We start from the raw sequence: 21,016 nt of genomic DNA, 5'->3' as shown, positions 1-21,016 counted from the left end.
GAAATTTTACATAGAGTTTAAGAAAGAGACTAACGGAGCTGGCTGCGTAGACACAAAAATGAGTCACGGTAATCTAGCGCTCCGGTGCCGGAGGAATGGTAATGATCAAGCTGTTGTACTACTTGAAGAAGTATCGGGTTGCCGCGATCGCTGCACTGGTCATGATGCTGATTGAACTCGCGGTGGAACTTGCTCAGCCTTACCTGATCTCCAAAATCATTGACAACGGGATACAGCAAGGAGATCTGTCTGTGGTTTGGTTGTGGGGCGGCGTGCTTGTAGGCAGTGCTGTCGTGGCATTTGCTGCCGGAATCGCCAGTTCATTTTTTGCATCACATGCGAGTCTCGGGTTCGGATATGATCTGCGGGAAAAGCTGTATGACAAAGTGCAAGCGTTCTCTTACGCCGTATTTAACCGATTCGCCACGTCCTCTCTGATTACCCGATTAACCGGAGATGTGACCCAGGTACAGGATACGGTCTTTATGAGTCTGAGGTTCATGACACGTGTGCCATTAGTGGTTATTGGAAGCATGATTATGGCTGTCGTGGTGAACCCAAGGCTGGGCCTTTTGCTTGTGGTGATGGTACCTGTACTGCTCGTATTTGTGATTTGGATGATCAAAAAGGCCGCGCTGCTGTTCCGCAATGTGCAGCGCAGACTGGATGCCGTCAACGGTGTCATCCAGGAAAATCTGACAGGCATTCGGCTGATCCGTGTCTTCGTCCGGATGGGCCATGAGATTGAGCGCTTTGCCGGATTCAGCGGCAAGCTGATGAAGGGCACGATCTCTGCGCTGCGCCTGACAGAAACCACGATGCCATTCATGCTGCTCATGATGAATGGCTGCATCATCGCCGTGCTCTGGTTTGGACGGCGTGACATCTTGACCGGCAGTGCAAGCGTCGGTGAAGTGGTCGCGGTCATCAATTATCTGCTTCGCACCATCGGAGCCATGTCTGCCTTGTCCTGGATTCTGGTGACCTTCTCCAGAGCCAGTGCTTCAGCGCAGCGAATCAACGAAGTTTTTGATACAGAGGATCCATCTGAGGCTGCGCAGAAGTTAGCTGAAGTTCAGGACCAGGCAGCAGGGAAGCACGTTAAGCGAGCTAACGCTGTTCAAGGTGCAGTTGAATTCCGGAATGTAGGATTCAGTTATCCGAATAGTGATATTACGGTCTTGGAGGATATTACGTTCTCTGCCAAACGAGGCGAGCGCATCGCCATTATGGGTGCGACAGGATCAGGTAAATCCTCACTCGTACAGCTGATTCCAAGGTTGTATACCGAGGATCAGGGCAAAGTATTCATTGATGGCAGGGATGCAGACCAACTGCCCATACCTACATTGCGGGGTGCAATCGGTTACGTGCCGCAGGAAGTTGTCCTCTTTACGGGTTCCGTGCGGGATAACATTGCCTGGGGACGGGAGGACGCAACGCTGGAAGAGATCAAGGAAGCCGCGAAGCGCGCCCAGATTCATGACACGATTGAGAAGCTCCCGAATGGATATGATACGCAGCTGGGTCAGCGCGGGGTTAACTTGTCCGGTGGCCAGAAGCAGCGCCTGTCCATTGCACGCGCATTGATCAGACGTCCGAGCATTCTGATTTTGGATGACAGCACCAGTGCACTCGATGTGGCGACGGAAGCGAGGCTGCTGGATGCGCTGGAAGAGCTATCTTGTACAACCTTTATAATCACCCAGAAGATCAGCTCAACGACCTCAGCGGATCTGATTCTGCTGCTGGACGATGGACGTCTGATTGGGCAGGGAAAACATGAAGACCTGATGGATTCGTCCGAGCTGTATCGCCGAATCTACGGATCTCAATACGGGGAGGGTACACCGCATGTTCAAAGCGTTCATTGAACCTTTCCGTCAGCCACCGCCGCCACTGGATCCCGAAACGCTAAAAGCAGGTGGAGGTCGCAAGCCGAAGGCACGGGCGAAGAACTGGTCCGGTACATTGGGCCGGATCTGGACTTACTTGGCTCGCCGCAAAGTGAAACTGACGATGGTACTGCTAATGGTATTTGCCAGTTCCGCACTGGCGCTGCTTGGTCCGTACATGGTCGGCGTGGCCGTGGATAATTATATGGATGGAGAAGCGACAAGCTCCAGCTGGATGACGTTTTTGTTGGGACTCGCAGCAGTGTACGTGCTGTTCTCACTCACATCCTGGCTGCAAAATATATGGATGATTGAAATCGCACAGGAGACCATTTTCCGGATGCGTTACGATCTGTTCTCCCATCTGCACAAGCTGCCGATTCCATTCTTCGGCAAACGTCAGCAGGGTGAGATCATGAGCCGGGTTACGAATGACATCGAGAATGTCAGCGGTACGCTGAACAGCTCGGCCATTCAGATTTTCTCCAGTGTGCTGACGCTGCTTGGTACGTTCGGTGTGATGCTCTGGTTAAGTCCATTGCTGACCTTGCTGACATTTATCGTTGTACCGCTGATGGCGATTGGCATGCGCTGGATTACACGACGAACCGGACCGCTCTTCAAGGAAAGACAGCGTAATCTGGGTGAACTTAACGGGTATATCGAGGAGACCTTGTCCGGACAACGAATCATCAAAGCCTTCTCCCAGGAGGATCGGGTGGTTCGTGGATTCGAAGAGCGGAATACCCGAATCCGTGTATCCGGTTTTTGGGCGCAGACCATTTCCGGTTTTATCCCCAAGCTGATGAATGGATTGAACAACCTGAGCTTTGCTATCGTGGCAGGGATCGGGGGGATTTTGGCCATCCAGGGTACGGTTACCGTTGGGGTCATTATCATCTTCGTGGAGTATGCTCGTCAGTTCACTCGTCCGCTGAATGACCTTGCAAACCAGTGGAACACGCTATTGTCCGCGATTGCAGGAGCGGAGCGGGTGTTTGAAGTGTTGGATGAAGATGAAGAAGCGAAGGATGAAGGAGCTGCGGTTTCTCTGAACAAGGTGAAAGGAGCCGTGCGTTTCGATCGGGTCTCCTTCGGATATGATGAGGGACGCAGCATCTTGCATGAGATCAGCTTTGAGGCGAAGCCGGGTGAGATGATTGCCCTGGTAGGGCCGACGGGAGCTGGGAAAACAACCTTGATTCAGCTATTGTCCCGCTTCTATGATCCGACAGCGGGAATGTTGACCGTGGATGGACGGGACATTACGACCATTCGGCGTGAAAACCTGCGTTCCCACATGGCTTTTGTTCTTCAGGATTCATTTCTGTTCCAAGGGACCATACGGGAAAATATCCGATTTGGTCGTCTGGATGCTACAGATGAAGAAGTGGAAGAAGCTTCGAGACTGGCCAATGCTCACTCATTCATTATGCGCATGAAGGATGGGTATGACAAAGTGCTTCAGGCAGACGGGAGCGGCATAAGTCAGGGACAGAAACAGCTGCTTGCCATTGCCCGGGCAATTTTGGCTGATCCGTCCATCCTGGTATTGGATGAGGCGACCAGCAGCATTGATACGGTTACGGAGATCAAAATCCAGGAAGGTCTACAGCGGCTGATGCAGGGACGTACCAGCTTCGTCATTGCCCACAGGCTGAACACCATTCGGCAGGCAGATCGAATTCTGGTGCTGAAGGATGGGCAGCTGCTGGAACAAGGCTCGCATGATGTGCTGTTGGAGCAGGGCGGCTTTTACAGTGAACTGTATTACAGTCAGCTGCGCAAGAAAGCGCAATAGCAGTCTGAGTCAGGGCAGGGGATCCATTTATATTAGATTTTATTATTACAGCAAAAGAGCAGGGATGAGGGCATGAAGCTCTTGATTCCCTGCTCTTTGCCGATTTGTCGAAGGTGTGGAAAAGCGTGACGCCGAGCCAGGCTAAGGGAGAAGACAGGAAATATAGACAGAAGATCGTATTGAATTTTCTGGAAAATATAACCGTGACGATATGTCATCTTAAGGATATACTGGAACGAGATGTGTTTCAGGAGGTTCTTGTGGTATGAAAAATGCAAAAGTCGCTTACTCGCTCTTCTTTTTCAATGCGCTCTATCTAATCACTTTGCTTGGATACCCGGTGGTGCTCATGCTTTGTGTGTTTATGTTTGATGCGCCGACTTCATACGACTATATATCCAACTATATAACGGTCTATATTATGGCCTCATATCCTGTTGCTGTTCTCTTGTCACTCAGCTGTTGGATTTTTTATCATGTTCGTAAATTTAAATGGGCCCTGGTTATCGGTAATTTATTGTTGTTCTGGGTTGCGGCAATCATATTAGTCGGCATTGCCTCCAGTATTGTTTCGTTTTAGGTCATAGCTAGAATCAATGAAATGAGATTGTGTTTCCGGGAGGTCGTTAATTGTGAAAAATCGTACCGTAGCATACTGGCTTTTATCCATCAACGCAATCAATTTGATTACTCTCGTAGCCTATCCTTATATGTTAATTATCAGCTTCTATATGTTCGCCAGCAGCAATACAAATGATTACATACTGGAGTACATTGCCGCAGGGGTGCTGGCTACGTATCCGGTTCCTGTCCTTGCATCGTTCACTTGCTGGGCATTCTATAAGAACTATAAGTTCAAAGCTGCATTAATGATGGCGAATTTGATACTGGTTTGGGTGGCGGTCCTGCTGCTGGCTGCACTTGCTTCCACCATGGTATAGGTTAAAAGCTAATTGAAAAGGCATAACCTTCACACGCGAAGGTTATGCCTTTTTTTGACTATCCGCCGATTACACGCCAATTATTCGACTGCTCCACTTTCAGTGGTTGATGTCTGCGAATATAGTCCTCCACCAGTGCGGCCATATCTGTGGCGCCTTCATGCAGTACCTTTTTGCCAGGATACATGGCGTAATCTCCGCCACCTGCCGCACGGTAGCTGTTCATCACGACAGAGTACGCCCCCTCCATATCAAGCGGTTTACCTTCACGTTCCAGTCGGACCACTCGGCTCCCCACAGGCTTCGATATGTCCAGCTCGTATTCGAGGCCTGCCCACATATCATAGTTGTAATGCTGCGGTTTCGGAGTCATATAGGCCGGATTGACCACCACTTCACCGGAAGCGTTCAATTCAAAATAGCGTGCTGTTTGTTCCAGCGCATCCCGAATGTCCTGACCGCTTAGCTCCAATACAGTCAATGTGTTGGGATATATAAAATTGGATAACACATCCCGTACCGTAATGTGGGGTCCGAAGCCGCGGGCTTCTTCACTGAGCAATGCCGTATTGGACAGCTCGGCTCCAGTTGCTTCCATCTGTACTTGGTGTACAAAGGCAATAAAAGGATGAGATGAGAGCCGCAGGGCGGTGACATCGTTGATGGACAAGTCCCCGGCTACTTCGCCAATCGGCTGATCGAGCCATGCTTGAGCTGCAGCTTCCAAGTCTTCCGTTAGATCCATGACAACAGCATCGGGCTGTACATGGCTGTTCTCATCCAGAAGCAGCAAACGAGCTTCTTTCCCCGTAATCTTCCACGTTCCGTCTGTATGCTGTGCTAACTGAACGGATACATGTCCTGCACCATTTCCGCTGAAGCCTGGTTGTATGACAGTCACGCCATGAATATCGGCGGTAAGCTGGCGATGCTGATGCCCCGTGAGGAGTACATCAATGCCTTCGATGTCACGGCAGATGGCATAGGCCTGGTTTTCTCCGGTTAACCGTTCGGCAGGCTCACCGCTCTCCAGATCACACTCAAATCCGCCATGATAACTGACCACCATCACGTCTGGCCGCTCGTGCTCGCGAATGTAATCAACCCATTTTCGAATGGTCTCCAATGCGTCAAGGAACTGTAAACCTTCGATATTTTTTGGATGCTCCCAGTTCGGAATATAGTGAGTGGTTGCACCAAGCAGAGCTACTTTAACACCAGAAGCTAAGATCTTGATGAGGTAAGGAGGGCCATACGCCGGTACATCCGGCTGTTCGCAGCTTACAATATTGGCGGACAACCATGGAAATTGGGAGGCATCAACGGCTCCGCGCAGCAACTCCTGACCATAGTTAAATTCATGATTGCCCATCACAGCAGCGTCATAGCCCAGTTCATTCAAAACATTGATGAAGGGATGAATATGGCTATCCGAATTCATGGAGGCGGCATATGAGGCCAAAGGAGAGCCTTGCAGCAAATCGCCGTTATCCACCAGCATGAGTTCGGGTGATCGTTCACGCTCCTTGCGGATCAGCGAAGCGAGTAGGGCAAGACCTGCTGGACGGTACGCATTGGTATTGTAATGAATGGGACGGATGGCCCCGTGAAGATCACTGGTGAACAGGATGTCGAAATTAGACGTGCGGGTTATGGATGTCATTTTACAATCTCCTCTAATATATAAATATGAATATATGGAATCACAGGCTGGTTTGCCAATGATTAACGAGTGAAGATCAGCCTCTGTACCTATATCTTCAACCATAATGAGCCTATTCTAACAGATGAAACTTCGTCTGACAGCCTGACAGGAAACTTTACAAAACTCCAAATTTCGTTTCACATCGCGCAAATATTTGCCAATTATAGTAGACAAGTATTGAAAAATAGAAACTCTTTGGAGGGTGTTCGCTTGAAGAAGTCCGCTTTATTTTTACCATTGTTGATTTTGGTTCTGTTTCTAAGTGCTTGTGGGTCTAGCAGTACAACGGGTTCGGCTAACGAGACGAATTCGAGTTCCAATGCTTCCGGTGCATCTACCGATACGGCAGAAACAAACAAAGAAGCCGAAGGGTATGTACCAACCGAGTTGACTGTGCAGTTCGTTCCATCCCAGAATGCAGACACCCTTGAAGCGAAAGCAAAACCGCTTGAGAAATTGCTGGGCGACAAACTGGGCATTCCGGTAAAAGTCAGCGTATCCACTGACTACAACACAATTATCGAAGCGATGGCTTCCAATAAAGTAGACGTGGGCTTCCTGCCACCAACGGCTTATGTACTGGCAAAAGAAAAAGGTGCAGCACAAGTTATTCTGCAGGCACAACGTTTTGGCGTTAATGATGAGACAGGTGCTCCAACGGAAGAACTGGCTGATTCCTATAAATCCATGTTTATCGTGAAAAAAGATTCGCCAATCCAATCCATTGAAGAACTGAAAGGCAAAAAGATTGCCTACCAAAACGTAACTTCTTCCGCAGGTTATGTATGGCCGGCAGGTCTGCTGCTGGACAGAGGCATTGATCCACTGAAAGACGTAACTCCTGTAACGGTAAAGGGTCATGACCAAGGTGTTATCGCTGTACTGAACGGTGACGTTGATGCAGCTGCTATTTTCCAAGATGCACGTAACACGGTTTCCAAAGACTACCCAACGGTATTCGAAGATACACGTGTACTGGCGTTCACAGAGCCAATTCCTAACGACACGATTGCTGTACGTACAGACATGAATGCGGACTGGACAAGTAAAATCAAACAGGCGTTCATCGACATCGGTACAGATCCGGAAGGTCATGAAATCATCAAGGAAATCTATACGCATGAAGGTTATGTAGAGTCTGATGACAGCAAGTTTGAAATCGTTCGTCAATACGGCGAAAAAGTAAAAACCGAGTAGTCTTTGTTACAAGTAGACATTTGAAATATGTAGATGGTGTCATTCGTTTCCAATGAATGTAACAGATGTATTCGCAGTGCGGACAGGCCAGTTCAGCGTGATATACGCTGCACTGGCTTGTCCCGTTACTGCCTGCAACGAAATAGAACTCTATTAATGAAAGAAGGATTAATGTCATGATTGAGCTTCGCAACGTAACCAAAACGTACGCCAATGGCACCAAAGGCCTGAATAATATCAATCTTACCTTTAAGCAGGGTGAATTCATTGCGGTAGTAGGCTTGTCCGGTGCAGGTAAATCCACGCTGCTGCGTTCCATCAATCGTCTCCATGATATCAGTGAAGGCGAAATCGTGATCAACGGCAGTTCCATCACGAAGGCACAGGGCAAGAGATTGCGCATGATTCGCCGGGATATCGGCATGATCTTCCAGAGCTTTAACCTGGTTAAACGCTCAAGTGTCCTGCGTAACGTTCTGGCGGGCCGCGTCGGTTATCATTCCACGATGCGTACCATTTTGGGCCGTTTTCCCAAAGAAGATACGGAACTGGCATTCGAAGCGCTCGAACGCGTGAACATTGCAGAGAAGGCATATTCCCGTGCAGATCAGCTGTCCGGCGGACAGCAGCAGCGGGTGGCTATTGCCCGCGTACTTGCACAGGAAGCGAAAATCATTTTGGCAGACGAACCGGTTGCTTCCCTGGATCCACTCACCACCAAACAAGTCATGGATGATTTAAAACGCATTAATCAGGAGCTCGGCATTACGACCATCGTTAACCTTCACTTTATTGATCTGGCAAGGGAGTATGCGACACGTATTGTCGGTTTGCGTGCAGGTGAAGTGGTGTTTGACGGTCCTGTGGAAGAGGCGACAGATGAGCGTTTTGCGGAGATCTATGGCAGACCGATTCTCGCAGACGAGTTGTTGGACAAACAGGTTGTAACCGAGCAGGGAGAAGTACTGGTATGAAGGGGCAGTCTGGCGCTTCACTTCATACACCACTAACGGGAGCGGGGAAGAAGCCCGGTTCCGGACCTGGACAGGTCGTCAATCGTCCCAAGCCACCCGGCCGCACCAAACATCTGCTCACGCTAGTTATCATCTTGCTGTTGTTGTGGGCCAGTGCCAAACAGACCGATGCGAGCTTCAGCGAGCTGCTCGAAGGATTCCCTAACATGTGGGATCTGCTGAAGGACATGTTTCCACCGAGATGGACCTATTTCGATAACATTGTTCAGGGCATGCTGGAGACCATTCGTATGGCTCTGATTGGCACCACCATTGGTGCAATTATTGCCATTCCAGTTTCGATTATCTGTGCAGGCAACCTGATGCCAAGCCGCTGGATCTACTATCCGGCCCGGTTTGTACTGAACCTGATTCGTACCGTACCCGATCTGCTGCTCGCTGCACTGTTTGTTGCTGTATTCGGTCTCGGCCCAATCCCGGGTATTCTGGCACTTGCCGTATTCTCCGTCGGACTGATTGCCAAGCTGACCTATGAAACGCTGGAAACGATTGATCAGGGACCGCTGGAAGCGATGACGGCTGTTGGCATGAACCGGATTCAACTGATCGTCTATGGTGTGGTACCACAATTGGCTGCCCAGTTTACGTCCTATGTTCTGTATGCCTTTGAGATCAATGTGCGTGCGGCTGCCATTCTTGGATTGGTAGGTGCAGGCGGTATTGGACTGTACTATGAAGCGACACTTGGATTCCTGGAATATGACAAAACGAGCGTAATCATTCTCTTTACCCTTGTTATTGTTCTAATCATTGATTATGTAAGTACTAAGCTGCGGGAGAAATTGTTATGATGAAAAATGAAACGAGCGTCATCCGGCGCAAACCTCGAAAAAACCCGCTTCGCTGGGTCATTGTGTTGCTGCTCATCCTGGTATATGCCTGGGCACTGGCAGGTGTACCGTTTACGGGCCTCAAGGAAACAGCCGGACAGATTATGAAGGCGATTATTGCCGGGATTTTCTCGCCTGACTGGGACTTTGTCTATTTGCCGGAAGGTGAAGATTTGCTGCGAGGATTGCTGGACACGCTGGCGATTTCGATCCTGGGAACCGTTATTTCAGCCGTGCTGTGTATTCCGTTTGCTTTCTGGTCTGCCAGAAACATGAGCCGCTTCCGCGGCATATCGGGTGCAGGGAAAATGGTGCTGAGCTTCATCCGTACCTTTCCTGAGATCATTATGGCTTTGCTGTTTATTAAGGCCGTAGGACCGGGTTCCTTCGCGGGTGTACTTGCCCTTGGACTGCATTCTATCGGGATGCTGGGTAAACTGTTTGCGGATGAAGTGGAAAATATCGATTATGGCCCTTCTGAAGCGCTGCTCGCTTCCGGAGCGACTCGTATGCAGCAGCTGTGGTTTGCCGTGCTGCCGCAAGTATTGCCTGGATTCCTCAACTACACATTGTATCGCTTCGAGATTAACGTACGTTCTGCAACCATTCTGGGTGTTATTGGGGCAGGGGGAATTGGTACACCGCTGATCTTCGCACTGAGCACGCGGAACTGGCCGCGAGTAGGGATTATCCTGCTGGGGATCATCGTGATGATCACGATCATTGACTTGATCTCGGGGTATATTCGGAAGAAGCTGGTGTAACTAATCGTAGAATTCTTAGTTTTTTGGTCTATAAGAGGCTATCACGTGTTGAAATATAAATGCACGGGTAGTCTTTTTTTTAAAAACTAAATCTTTGATTCCAATGATCCCTTAAGGTTTGCAACATTTTGAGTTCATTCTCGTTTCTATATTTAAAAAGTGGTGAAACTATGAGATCGGCCATCTTCGTAGGCATTGTTGTCTTGCTGGCCATATGTATAGGCTGTAGAGGGCATGAAAGGCTTATTGTTGAGGATGATTTTCTGGAACATTTTATAACTTCACTTGAAGAACAGGGATTAAAAGTTGAGCCGATGGAGCCTTCAACGAGTATAGACATGCAGGGCAAAGTTCCATTTCAGATGAGCATTTCTCAGAACGGAGAGGATCATGATACTGTATTTGTATATTTCTTCAATTCGGCCAATCAGGCGAAGCAGGCACTTGAACAAGCAAGCTTCACAATAACCTCTTTAACAAAGATCGATAAATACCAAAAAAATAATGTAATCGTTATTCACTATGCACTGGATGGTAATTTAGGGAAGTATGATTCTCATATTTATGAAGCGATGAATACAGATTAGCTTAGTAAAAGTCAGCACAACATTTATAAATAAAATAAAAAAACCGAAACCATGTTGCCCGGCATTGAGGCAACGGTTGGTTTCGGCTTTTTGTCATCTCTTAGCTAGCCAAAGGCAGTGCTTTGGTAACTTGAACCGTAATCGTTTCGGTGCTTGTCACACCGGCTGCATTCACCAGCTCAGCACGGTACGTGTACGTTCCGTTGGCACGACCGGACAGGTCTGTTGCCGCGCTTTGAGCAGCTGGAGTTGCAGCTTTCAAGGCTTGAGTATCAATCAATACGTCATTCTCATAGAGGCGATACTCGGTTGCGTTTGTACCCCACCAGAGGTTCATCGTTACTTTGTAGCTGCCATCTCCATCCCAGTTGTCCTGGGAGAGGACTGCTTTGCCTGGGGCTGCATTGGCAACTTGAACCGTCAGTACTTCACTGCGAGTGGAACCGCTGGAGTTCGTCAACTCAGCCACATACGTATAGGTACCGTTGGCTTTGCCTGTAATCGTCGTTTTAGCGGATTGTGCTTGCGGAGAAGCACTGGTCAGCGTTTGCGAATCGATCAACACGCCGTCTTCGTACAATTTGTAGCTTGTTGCGTTTTCACCCCACCAGAGGTTCATGGTAACGGTATAGGATCCTTCAAGAAGACCATTGGTATGGCCATTGTTGGAGGAAAGCACGGGTTTACCCGGTGCACCTGCCGAAGGAATCGAAGGCTCTTCACCGCCGCCTTCTTCCTCGGCAGCAGCAAAATCATTCAGGTTTCTTGGTTTCAATTGATATACATCCTTGAAGATGGCAGCCACACCGGTAACGTTGATTTTGTCACCTGCTGCATAAGGGAAGCTTGATTCAGTTACCCCCGTGCGTGTATCCACACGTACATGAGTGCTTGTCCCGTCTGCTGCAACTGCGTCAAATTCAAACGATCCAACAGGTGTTGCGCTGACGATGTTTTCAACCGTTACGTCTTTCAGTTGGATCAATTGTCCTTGATTGTTATCCGTTACTGTCGTTGCTTCAACAGGAGCCGGGATATCCGCTGTTCCTGTTTTCTCGATGGCAACAATGTCAGTCAGTTCGAACTCGGAGTTATACAGCGCCGTAGCTGCAGTAACCTTAACCTTGTCTCCTGCATGGAAACCGCTTGTACTTTGGAAGACATACAGTCCCCCAGTTTCATCCTGCAAGTAGAAGGATTGTCCGCCAAAAGCGCCTGGTTCGGTAGTTACAACGCCTTCAACGGTTACCGTTGTTCCGGCTGTTTTGGCACGTGCTTCAGCAATGGTAATGGCTGCAGGAATCGGTCCTTCCTCTTCCGGAAGCTGCTCGGCTGGAACATTGCTGATCGTGACAGCATTCGTGATCAGGTTGCTGCCGTTCAGGCGAAGACGTAAGTTCGCGGCACCGGAAGTTCCTGGCTTGATGCGAACGTTCAGATCCTTGATCGCCCGGCCTTTGCTGTCGGAAGTGACGCTGAATGTGGAGCTGTAGCCATAGGAAGTTGGCCAAGTGCCGCTTTCATTCTGAATCATCGCTACTTGCGTTCCACCCGTCAGATAAATTCCTGCACTGTACCCGGATACAGTCGTGTTGGCAGGCATGTTTTCCACGACTACGCGAATCTGGAAGTCCTCTGCGTTAGGCAGTGTATCCTGTTTCACGAAGCTGTAGGACGCATTGGCACTGGAAGCAGGTCCGCCATAGGAGCCTGGTTTGAAGGTGGAGCTGTCATACCATTTGTAGCCTGCAGCGGGTGCAGCCCAAGGTTCAGCCTGTGGCTCGGTGGAAGCTGCTGGTTCCTCGAATGCGAGCAATGCAGTTGGATTATCCAGTTCCAAACCGTTTACCTGGGTAAAATCGGTATAGTTTTCTTGCGTAGCAAGCCAGTTCACTGTGTTGACAAGCAACGCAGCATCGTCAGCTTCTTTGAATCCATCATAGGTTGTTTTGCGTGCACCTGTCTCTTCACGCAAATATTTAGGAGACGCATCTTCTACCGGGGAGGAGTCTCCGATGAAGGCAGCTTTACCCGCACCCAGTTTGGATACGGCTACGTAAGGACCTTCTTCGATTCCGCCGCCGTTGTAGACGCCTTGATCGACTGCATTATTCCATTTTGCGTTGGTTTTTGGCAGGTAGACGATCCCTTTTGCTTTTTCCGGATCGGTAATGGCAAGAGTTGAACCGGCATGCATGGCTACAGCCGATACCCCTTCCGTGATCCCGAAGGCTTGATCAGCCGGGACAATGATATTTGCATCGATATCGCCAAGTGCGTTATAGCGGAACCGTACACCAAAGTTATCGGACAACCAGTCTGAGCTGGTTACATTTTGCATGGCTGCGGAATTGCGTTCATCTGTGCTCATGCCTTTAGCTGGATCTTCGTACGCTCCACGACGGTAGCCGTTAATGACTTCGGAGCCATCCCAGCGGTTTTTGTTGCGGTCGGCGTTATAGTGATCTCCGATGAAGAAGATGCTGCCGCCTGATTCAACGTATTGCTTCAGCGCAGCCTGTTCTGATGTTTTAAAAGGAATTTGGGGTTCTGCAATAACAAAAACGTTATACTCCTTGAGATCATCATAGGTAAATGGGGTTGTTTTTCGAAGTTCCTTCACGTAGTACCCGTCATTTGCCAGTGCATTACCGAAGTCCGAGAATCCGCCATCAATAACCCAGTCTGCAGCTCCGGCTGTCTGACCATGCGAGTTATCGAACAATACCTTTTTGCCGGCATTTTCGTTTACCACTTTCGCCTGGATGAACGGTGCTGGATCCGTTGGACCCTCTGCGTGAACAGCAGCATTCCCATGCCATAATCCGACCTGAAGCGGTAAAGCCATGGACAATGCAAGGAGTGATTTTAACCATACTCCGCGCATGCTTGTCAATTTACCCAACCAAATCCCTCCCAAATATTAGTCGATTCATAAGTTCGTCCATATTTTATCACACCAAAATCTCACATAGTCATAACAATTTGTAAAAAATACCTCGAGTTTTGTAAAATTGAGCCATTAGTCATACATCAAAAGGAGAATATACGATAAAAGCTTACATGCTCTGTTTATTTTTGCTCTTACCTAATCTGCCAAAGCCATCTCTTAGGAGATGACTTTGGCACGTATGCGTTTTACGGCATGGAATACCGAAGATTTGATCATGCCTTCACTGCGATTGACGAGCTGAGCGGTTTCCCTGATGCTGTATCCATGAATGACGCGCAGCTCCAGGATTTTGCGATGTTCGGGATTACGGATGACGGAGAAGAGATCGTTGACACTCTCGGTGATCTCCAGTTCGGATCGGTCACAGTGGTACGTTGGCACGTCGAGCCTGCTATCCCGCTTCATGGTTCGCGTTCGTTTGCGGAAGGTGTCCAGAGCGAGGTTGTAAGCAATCTTTTTGAGATAGTAGAGCAGTCGATCTTCAGGGATGTCTGCATGAACGTTCATAAGTCGAATGAAGCATTCCTGCGTCAGATCTTCCGCATCTTGAGGCAGCCTGACGATATGGGATAAATACCGTGTGATTTCTGATTTATAGTTAACATAAGCGTTGTTAATTGTTGTGTGGTTCATGTGGTGTGAGTCTCCTTTAATTACCGTCTGCATATCCGTTCCGGTTGGTGCGATTCGATTGTCAGTATAGCGAGAGGATGTCTCCAAAGCGCACCAAACTTGTATCTAACTTGTAACAATCGGAGCGTAGCGACTTTTACAACCTGCATCAAGGTTGAGACCACCAGATTTAAAATGAGACTTCGATGGATATGTGAAAGGTAGTGGAGGAGACGAAGTCGATTCTGGACTTTTTTTGAAATGAGTCACAATAAAACACTGAATATTGATCGTTTTGAACGGATATTTGCCTATGTCACAGCGGAAAGGATGTCTATAATAGTACCCGTCGGACGGGAATGCATGCTTAGAATGGAAATGAGGAATGGAAGGAGGACAGTGCTCCGGAAGTCGATTCAGTGGTTGATCGACTCTACTTTTGTAAGCGCAATCATGATGTTGTGGCGACCTGTTCTGTTCAAAAATAAGATAAGCATCACCTATTCTGTCTCAAGGAGAGTGAAGGTTGATGAATTCCAAAACAACAGTAAGGGTACATAAGGAAGAGTTTCCCCGTGTACAGACCAATCGACGGAAGGTGCGTATGCCGCTTGCGGCCAAGGTGTTATCCTCGGCGCTCAGTGTAGCCTTGCTTATTGCGGGAACCGCAGGGACAAGCGGAGCAGCGGCTTCGAATGGCAGCAGTGCAGCAGAGGCTAGCCTTCAATCACACAAGGGGGGCGGTTCGTTGAAAGAGATTCAGCTCGAATATTTGGATCGGGGGCTGGTGGCAGCATCTACGTCCGAAGGTGTTTTTCTAAGCTGGAGGTTACTTGGGGATGAGGCAACGGGATACAGCGACAATGGGCTGACAGGCACGAACTTCAACGTATACCGCGACGGCAGGAAGATTGCTACCGTGACGGACAGTACGAACTATATCGATTCCACAGGAAAGTCATCTTCCCGCTATGAAGTGGCGGCTGTAAACAGCAAGGGAAAGGAAAGCAAGCGCAGCAGCTCTGTCAAGCCATGGGCGAATGGCTATATGGATATTCCACTGCAAAAACCGGCTGATGGGGTTACACCTGCTGGTGAAGCCTACACGTACTCCGCGAATGACATGAGCGTAGGTGATGTGGACGGAGACGGCCAATATGAATTTTTCGTCAAATGGGACCCTTCCAACGCCAAGGATGTATCTCAAAAAGGCTACACCGGTAAAACGTACGTCGATTGCTACACCTTGGACGGCCAGTTGTTGTACCGGATTGATCTCGGGGTCAACATCCGTGCGGGTGCTCACTATACACAGATGCTGGTTTATGATTTTGACGGGGATGGCAAGGCAGAATTGATGTTCAAGACCGCTCCGGGAACCAAGATTATCAAATATAACAAAAAGGGAAAAGTGACGTCCGAGAAATATATAACGCTGCCAAAAGAAGACCGCAAAGCAGGGTACATCAACGAAGACGACTATCGTTTAAGTGCTGACGGTTACTATGATCATGTGGTCGACATGTTCAAAAACTGGCACAAACACGAGGAGGTTGTGAAGGGGAACTGGCCTGCTACGCTGGAGGAGGCTTTTGGCATAGAGAAGAAGTATGCCTATCCATTGTCCCAGCAAGATGCCGAGAGCCTGGCTGATTACTTCATCGATGTCTATGCGCCAAGCCGCAGTGACAAGAACGAGCTGCGCAAATTCGAAGGTTTTATCGTAGATGGACCTGAGTATGTGACTGTGTTTGAAGGAGAATCTGGCAAAGAGCTCGAGACCATTCCTTACGAGCCGGAACGTCATGATGACGGTCTGATGTGGGGAGATTATGCCATGGCACGGATCGAGCCGGGTAACCGGGTGGATCGTTTCCTGGCAGGCGTGGCGTACCTTGATGGCAAGAAACCATCTGCTGTCTTTGCACGTGGGTACTATACACGCTCGACGATGGTGGCTTATAACTGGGACGGCAAAAAGCTCAAACGCGAATGGAAAGTGGACAGTGGCTGGACACCGATGAAAAATCCGTTCAACGACGGACCACATGGTGTAGATGGCACAGATCCGGAGTACGGCTCCATTACAACCCAAGGCGCTCATTATTTCAGTGTGGCGGATGTCGATGGAGATGGTAAGCAGGAGATTATTTACGGTTCGGCCACGATTGACCATGACGGCAGTGTGCTGTACAGCTCAACCGATCTGATGCCTGCCGAAAGTGCTGCACCGGGAACGATTGCCCGCCTGGGTCATGGGGATGCACTGCATGTGGCAGATATTGATCCGGATCGTCCGGGACTTGAAATCTTCATGGTACATGAAGGCGGTCCGTGGGCTCCATATGGATATTCCTTGCGGGATGCCAAGACCGGAGAAGTGATCTATGGCGGCTATACAGGGAAAGATACCGGGCGCGGGATGGTTGGGGATGTAGATCCTACTCGCCGAGGCTTGGAGACATGGGCCGTAGGATTGTGGACAGCCAGTGGTGAGAAAATAAGTGATAAGGCGCCTGGCACGAATATGAATATTCGCTGGGCAGCAGATATGACGACTCAGATTGTAGACGGCGCGATTGATGTGACTCCAACCATCAAGGATTGGAATCGCGGCACGCTGCTGACCGCCACAGGCACATTAACCAACAATCACACCAAAGGTACGCCATCTCTGGTGGCCGATATTTTCGGAGATTGGCGGGAAGAGATGTTGGTGAGAACCGAGGACAGCTCGGCGATCCGCATCTATCTGAGTACGGAGAAGACGGACCGGAAGCTGTACACGCTGATGCATGACGCTATGTACCGCGTAGGTATTGCCGGACAGAACAGCGGTTATAACCAGCCTTCCTATCCGTCCTTCTACATGGCATCGGATATCGACTGGTCGAAGGTAACGCTGCCCAAGTTCTCCACTCCCCAATCAGGCAAGGGTGGAAAGTGATTAGGCTCAGATTAATGAAAACAGGTTTCTAATATAAAACCTAGCTCTGGAATATCCCGGTGTGTCTCGGCACATGAGGGGTTCCAGAGCTTTTTCACGTAGGAACGTAAGAAGAAGTGGATCGATAACTCATCCAATTGAGGGACACTATATCCAGTTGAGGGGCACTATATCAGAGCTATCAGAGCTATCAGAGCTATACCCTTATCTCATGTCAAATGTTCTATGGACGCGAATGCTTCAATTCTGCAGTTCCCTTTATCTAAGATTAGCTTGGTTATGGAACATTCGGGAATAAGACGGTTTTGTACGGATTTAAAATCAGGATGCCAGACGTTCAGCTCTCGCTCGGTGAACGCCTGAACCAGGAAATCGGTAATAAGTCCGCCATGGGTAACCACGATGATGTTACGGTTTGCCGGCTCTTCATTGTGCAATTCGGCCAGTAGGGAGGCCAGTCGTTGACCCGCTTTTTTGGCCGAGTCACCCACAGGCGGGATGTAATCCGGTTCAGACGTGCATTGGTCCCACATCGCGATAAATTGCTCCAAGGTCTGGTCAGGACAATCGCCCCAATTGGCACGCTCTCGCAAGCGGGAATCCTCGGCTGCAGGACAACGGGTATACAAGGCAATCCTTCCGGCAGTTTCTTTTGCTCTTTGAAGGGGACTGGTAACCATTTTGGTGATGGGGAAAGCGGCCTTGGCCAAATGCCTTGCTGTTAACTCCGCTTGTATGATCCCTTCAGGAGTAAGGGAGACATCACCGATACGCCTTTCTTTTAAACCGTGTCTCACGAGATGGAAGATGGTACTCATCATATACGGCCTCCTTATAGGATGGATAATAGGATGCACATGAAATTAGATATTTAGCTAATTATATAATTATCTAATTAAAATAAGCAATCTATTTGAAGCAATAGAGTTTAACACCACCTTGCAGAATTGCTACAATGGAGAAAAGTGAGGATCGCAGCATCAACGGAGGTATGGACATGAGCACGAAACGTTTTACGGGAAGCCTGTTTCAGGAGGAGCTGCGAACGGAGGATTGCGGACCGCGATTCTACGCGTACTATTATAAGCAATGGGACAATTACAGCATGGCCTATCACCATCATGATTCGACTGAAATCATGTATATCATTTCGGGGATATGCAGGGTGGATGTGCAGATGCCAGATGGGAATTCGGAGCAGGCTGTGTTGAAAAAGGGGCAGTTCATTCTGCTGGATGCAGGTGTTCCGCACCGTTTACTGGTCGAGGATGGTGTTCCATGCCGGATGTTAAATGTGGAGTTTGGCTTTGCCGGCTCGGCGCCTGGACAACCCTCTATTCGGCAGCTCGCTCAGGAAGAGGAGGAAGTCGGTACCTTCTTAACGCACGCCTCGCCTTACATGGTACTGCCTGATCCGGAAGAGGTATACCACATTATGAAAAGCCTTGTACTGGAGCTGGATCAACGCGGCCTCATGAATCACGGCGGGGCTGCGATCCCGATGCGAATCATTCCTTCTGATGAACGATCCCACCATCGCGAAGCCAGGAATCTCAAGTCACCGGAACAGGGTACGCTGGTGCGTACACTGTTTATCCAGCTGCTGGTCCGGGTTGCACGGCTGCGTGGGGAGATGAGCCGGAGTGCACCGGATCAGTCAGAGCTATATGTTAAACGAACCATTGAGTTCATGCATCACAACATGGATCGCAGCATTCAGATGAAGGATATCGCGGCAGCGGTCAATCTGCATCCCGGCTATCTGCATCGCATTTTTCGTCAGCACACCCGGCGGACCCCAACGGATTATCTTACCATGCTTCGAATGGAGAAGGCCAAGATGCTGCTGCAGCAGACCAACATTCCGATCTCGGAAATTTCGGAGTATGTAGGCGTGGGCAGTCGTCAGTATTTCCACATGTTATTCAAAAAATATACAAGCCGGACTCCAGTTGAATATCGGTCCATGATGGAGAGACATGTCAGCCAGTACCCAACAGAGGAATGAGCGGAGCATGTTATTTTTAGCCAAGATAAAGGTGTTTCATTGGATAATATAAGTTAGGATTTTTGACAACCTCATCTGGAACTGGTCATGATTTTGATAACGCTTCCTCAATGACCGTTGATACAATGATCTCATGAAGTGAGGTCATTAACCGAAACGAAACATTTCGGATTACGGGAGGACATGCGAATGTCGTTTAAAGTAGCATTTATCGGGGCAGGGAGTATCGGTTTTACAAGAGGTTTGCTGCGGGATTTGTTGACGGTACCGGAGTTTAACAACATAGAGATTGCGTTCTGCGATATTAATCAGCACAATCTGGACATGGTGACAGAGCTATGCCAGCGGGATATTCGCGAGAATGGACTCCATATTCAGATTCAGCCTACCACGGATCGAAAAGAGGCGCTTAAGGACGCGAAGTATGTACTGTGTACAATACGTGTTGGAGGGCTGGAGGCATTTGCAACCGATGTGGACATTCCACTCAAATATGGGGTGGATCAATGTGTCGGCGATACGTTGTGTGCGGGAGGCATTATGTATGGGCAGCGCGGAATTGCCGAAATGCTGGACATCTGCAAAGATATTCGGGAACAGAGTGCACCGGACGTACTGCTTCTGAATTATTCCAACCCGATGGCTATGCTAACGTGGGCTTGTAATAAATACGGCGGAGTTCGCACCATCGGATTGTGCCACGGTGTGCAGCATGGACATCATCAGATTGCAGAAGCATTTGGATTGAAGATGAATGAAGTGGATATTGTGTGCGCGGGTATCAACCATCAGACCTGGTACATCAAGGCATCTCATGAAGGCAAGGATCTTACAGGTGATTTGCTTGAAGCTTTTGAAAAACACCCCGAGTACAGCCGTACCGAGAAGGTCCGGATCGATATGCTGCGCCGCTTCGGCTACTACAGCACGGAATCGAATGGGCACCTGAGCGAATATGTGCCATGGTACCGCAAACGTGCAGAAGAGATTCAGGACTGGATTGATCTGGGCAACTGGATTAACGGAGAGACGGGCGGGTATTTACGCGTTTGTACAGAGGGCAGAAATTGGTTCGAGACCGATTTTCCCAATTGGATGAAGGATGAACCGATGCAATTTGTTCCGGAAAAACGTGGCGGAGAACATGGTTCATACATTATAGAAAGTCTGGAAACGGGACGCGTATATCGCGGACACTTTAATACAGTGAATAACGGCGTGATCTCCAACCTGCCGAATGATGCAATCATTGAAGCACCAGGATATGTGGATCGCAACGGGATCTCGATGCCGCATGTCGGTGACCTGCCACTGGGTCCGGCTGCGGTATGTAATGTGAGTATTTCGGTGCAGCGGCTTGCGGTTGAAGCGGCTGTACACGGAGACGACAAGCTGCTTCGTCAAGCATTCATGATGGATCCGCTTGTCGGTGCCGTATGTAATCCAAAAGAAATTTGGCAGATGGTTGACGAAATGCTGGTTGCTCAGGCGAAGTGGCTGCCTCAATATGGTGAAGCCATTGCATCCGCAGAAGCCAGACTTGCTGCCGGTAATCTTATTCCTACGAAGGAATATGAAGGTGCAGCACGTCTCAAGGTGAAAACGATTGAAGAGATGCAGCAGGATCGTGATGCAGCGAACAAAAATGCGGGTGAGTCCGATAAGGGGAAAGACCGCGAGAAAGTGCAGCAATAATCGTAAGATTCATCTGGTCAGAAAATAACCTGAACGTTAACCATGAC

General features: G+C 49.0%; 16 protein-coding genes. 12 read left to right on the top strand and 4 right to left on the bottom strand.

What is annotated here, in order from left to right; genetic code table 11:
* Positions 1-101: 101 nt before the first annotated feature.
* The 4 genes from GUA98_RS12620 (at position 102) to GUA98_RS12605 (ending at position 4,637) form a co-directional block, all read left to right on the top strand.
* Entirely contained in the window at positions 102-1,874 is a 1,773-nt protein-coding gene (locus GUA98_RS12620) for an ABC transporter ATP-binding protein (RefSeq protein WP_193723219.1), read from the top strand.
* Positions 1,855-3,696, top strand: coding sequence for an ABC transporter ATP-binding protein (locus GUA98_RS12615; protein WP_193723218.1), 1,842 nt, complete (start codon positions 1,855-1,857; stop codon positions 3,694-3,696). The genes GUA98_RS12620 and GUA98_RS12615 overlap by 20 nt, the downstream gene beginning before the upstream one ends.
* A gap of 265 nt (positions 3,697-3,961) precedes the next feature.
* A complete protein-coding gene (locus GUA98_RS12610; RefSeq protein ID WP_193723217.1) occupies positions 3,962-4,276 on the top strand; it encodes a hypothetical protein in 315 nt (104 codons plus the stop codon).
* 52 nt (positions 4,277-4,328) lie between these two features.
* On the top strand, positions 4,329-4,637 hold the full coding sequence (locus tag GUA98_RS12605; RefSeq protein ID WP_193723216.1) for a hypothetical protein: 309 nt from the start codon (positions 4,329-4,331) through the stop codon (positions 4,635-4,637).
* 58 nt (positions 4,638-4,695) lie between these two features.
* Here the strand turns inward: GUA98_RS12605 and GUA98_RS12600 are convergent, their stop codons facing one another.
* The gene (locus tag GUA98_RS12600) at positions 4,696-6,300 is read right to left on the bottom strand and encodes a bifunctional metallophosphatase/5'-nucleotidase (RefSeq protein WP_193723215.1); all 1,605 of its coding nucleotides are present in this window, start codon (positions 6,298-6,300) and stop codon (positions 4,696-4,698) included.
* Between the two features lie 252 nt (positions 6,301-6,552).
* Between GUA98_RS12600 and GUA98_RS12595 the strand changes: the two genes are divergently transcribed.
* From GUA98_RS12595 to GUA98_RS12575, 5 genes are all read left to right on the top strand, one after another.
* Entirely contained in the window at positions 6,553-7,539 is a 987-nt protein-coding gene (locus tag GUA98_RS12595) for a phosphate/phosphite/phosphonate ABC transporter substrate-binding protein (RefSeq protein WP_153977099.1), read from the top strand.
* Between the two features lie 176 nt (positions 7,540-7,715).
* The gene (gene phnC / locus GUA98_RS12590) at positions 7,716-8,513 is read left to right on the top strand and encodes a phosphonate ABC transporter ATP-binding protein (protein ID WP_153977100.1); all 798 of its coding nucleotides are present in this window, start codon (positions 7,716-7,718) and stop codon (positions 8,511-8,513) included.
* Entirely contained in the window at positions 8,510-9,364 is an 855-nt protein-coding gene (phnE, locus tag GUA98_RS12585) for a phosphonate ABC transporter, permease protein PhnE (RefSeq protein WP_153977101.1), read from the top strand. The genes phnC and phnE (GUA98_RS12585) overlap by 4 nt, the downstream gene beginning before the upstream one ends.
* On the top strand, positions 9,361-10,167 hold the full coding sequence (gene phnE / locus GUA98_RS12580) for a phosphonate ABC transporter, permease protein PhnE (RefSeq protein ID WP_095361135.1): 807 nt from the start codon (positions 9,361-9,363) through the stop codon (positions 10,165-10,167). Before phnE (GUA98_RS12585) ends, phnE (GUA98_RS12580) begins: the two co-directional genes overlap by 4 nt.
* A 170-nt stretch (positions 10,168-10,337) precedes the next feature.
* Positions 10,338-10,754: a hypothetical protein gene (locus GUA98_RS12575; protein ID WP_193723214.1), complete on the top strand. Its 417-nt coding sequence runs from the start codon at positions 10,338-10,340 to the stop codon at positions 10,752-10,754.
* 100 nt (positions 10,755-10,854) lie between these two features.
* Here GUA98_RS12575 and GUA98_RS12570 read toward each other — a convergent pair whose 3' ends face one another.
* Together GUA98_RS12570 and GUA98_RS12565 are read right to left on the bottom strand one after the other, a co-directional pair.
* Entirely contained in the window at positions 10,855-13,659 is a 2,805-nt protein-coding gene (locus GUA98_RS12570) for a chitinase N-terminal domain-containing protein (RefSeq protein WP_415753020.1), read from the bottom strand.
* 204 nt (positions 13,660-13,863) lie between these two features.
* Positions 13,864-14,340: an RNA polymerase sigma factor gene (locus GUA98_RS12565; protein ID WP_193723213.1), complete on the bottom strand. Its 477-nt coding sequence runs from the start codon at positions 14,338-14,340 to the stop codon at positions 13,864-13,866.
* Positions 14,341-14,923: 583 nt separating this feature from the next.
* Between GUA98_RS12565 and GUA98_RS12560 the strand changes: the two genes are divergently transcribed.
* Positions 14,924-17,266, top strand: coding sequence for a rhamnogalacturonan lyase (locus tag GUA98_RS12560; RefSeq protein WP_193723429.1), 2,343 nt, complete (start codon positions 14,924-14,926; stop codon positions 17,264-17,266).
* A 209-nt stretch (positions 17,267-17,475) separates the two neighbouring features.
* On the opposite strand, the gene GUA98_RS12555 is transcribed toward GUA98_RS12560, so the two are convergent.
* Entirely contained in the window at positions 17,476-18,084 is a 609-nt protein-coding gene (locus tag GUA98_RS12555) for a histidine phosphatase family protein (RefSeq protein WP_193723212.1), read from the bottom strand.
* A 179-nt stretch (positions 18,085-18,263) separates the two neighbouring features.
* Here GUA98_RS12555 and GUA98_RS12550 point away from each other — a divergent pair, with 179 nt between their 5' ends.
* Together GUA98_RS12550 and GUA98_RS12545 are read left to right on the top strand one after the other, a co-directional pair.
* Positions 18,264-19,274 carry an AraC family transcriptional regulator gene (locus tag GUA98_RS12550; protein WP_193723211.1) on the top strand — a complete coding sequence of 337 codons (1,011 nt, stop codon included), beginning with the start codon at positions 18,264-18,266 and terminating at the stop codon, positions 19,272-19,274.
* A gap of 189 nt (positions 19,275-19,463) precedes the next feature.
* Entirely contained in the window at positions 19,464-20,969 is a 1,506-nt protein-coding gene (locus GUA98_RS12545) for an alpha-glucosidase/alpha-galactosidase (protein ID WP_193723210.1), read from the top strand.
* Positions 20,970-21,016 lie beyond the last annotated feature (47 nt).

This window comes from Paenibacillus sp. P13VS, assembly GCF_015143645.1.
Lineage (GTDB): Bacteria > Bacillota > Bacilli > Paenibacillales > Paenibacillaceae > Paenibacillus > Paenibacillus xylanilyticus_A.
The sequence above is the reverse complement of the archived record's forward strand: the minus strand, read 5'-3'. Positions and strand labels throughout refer to the sequence as shown.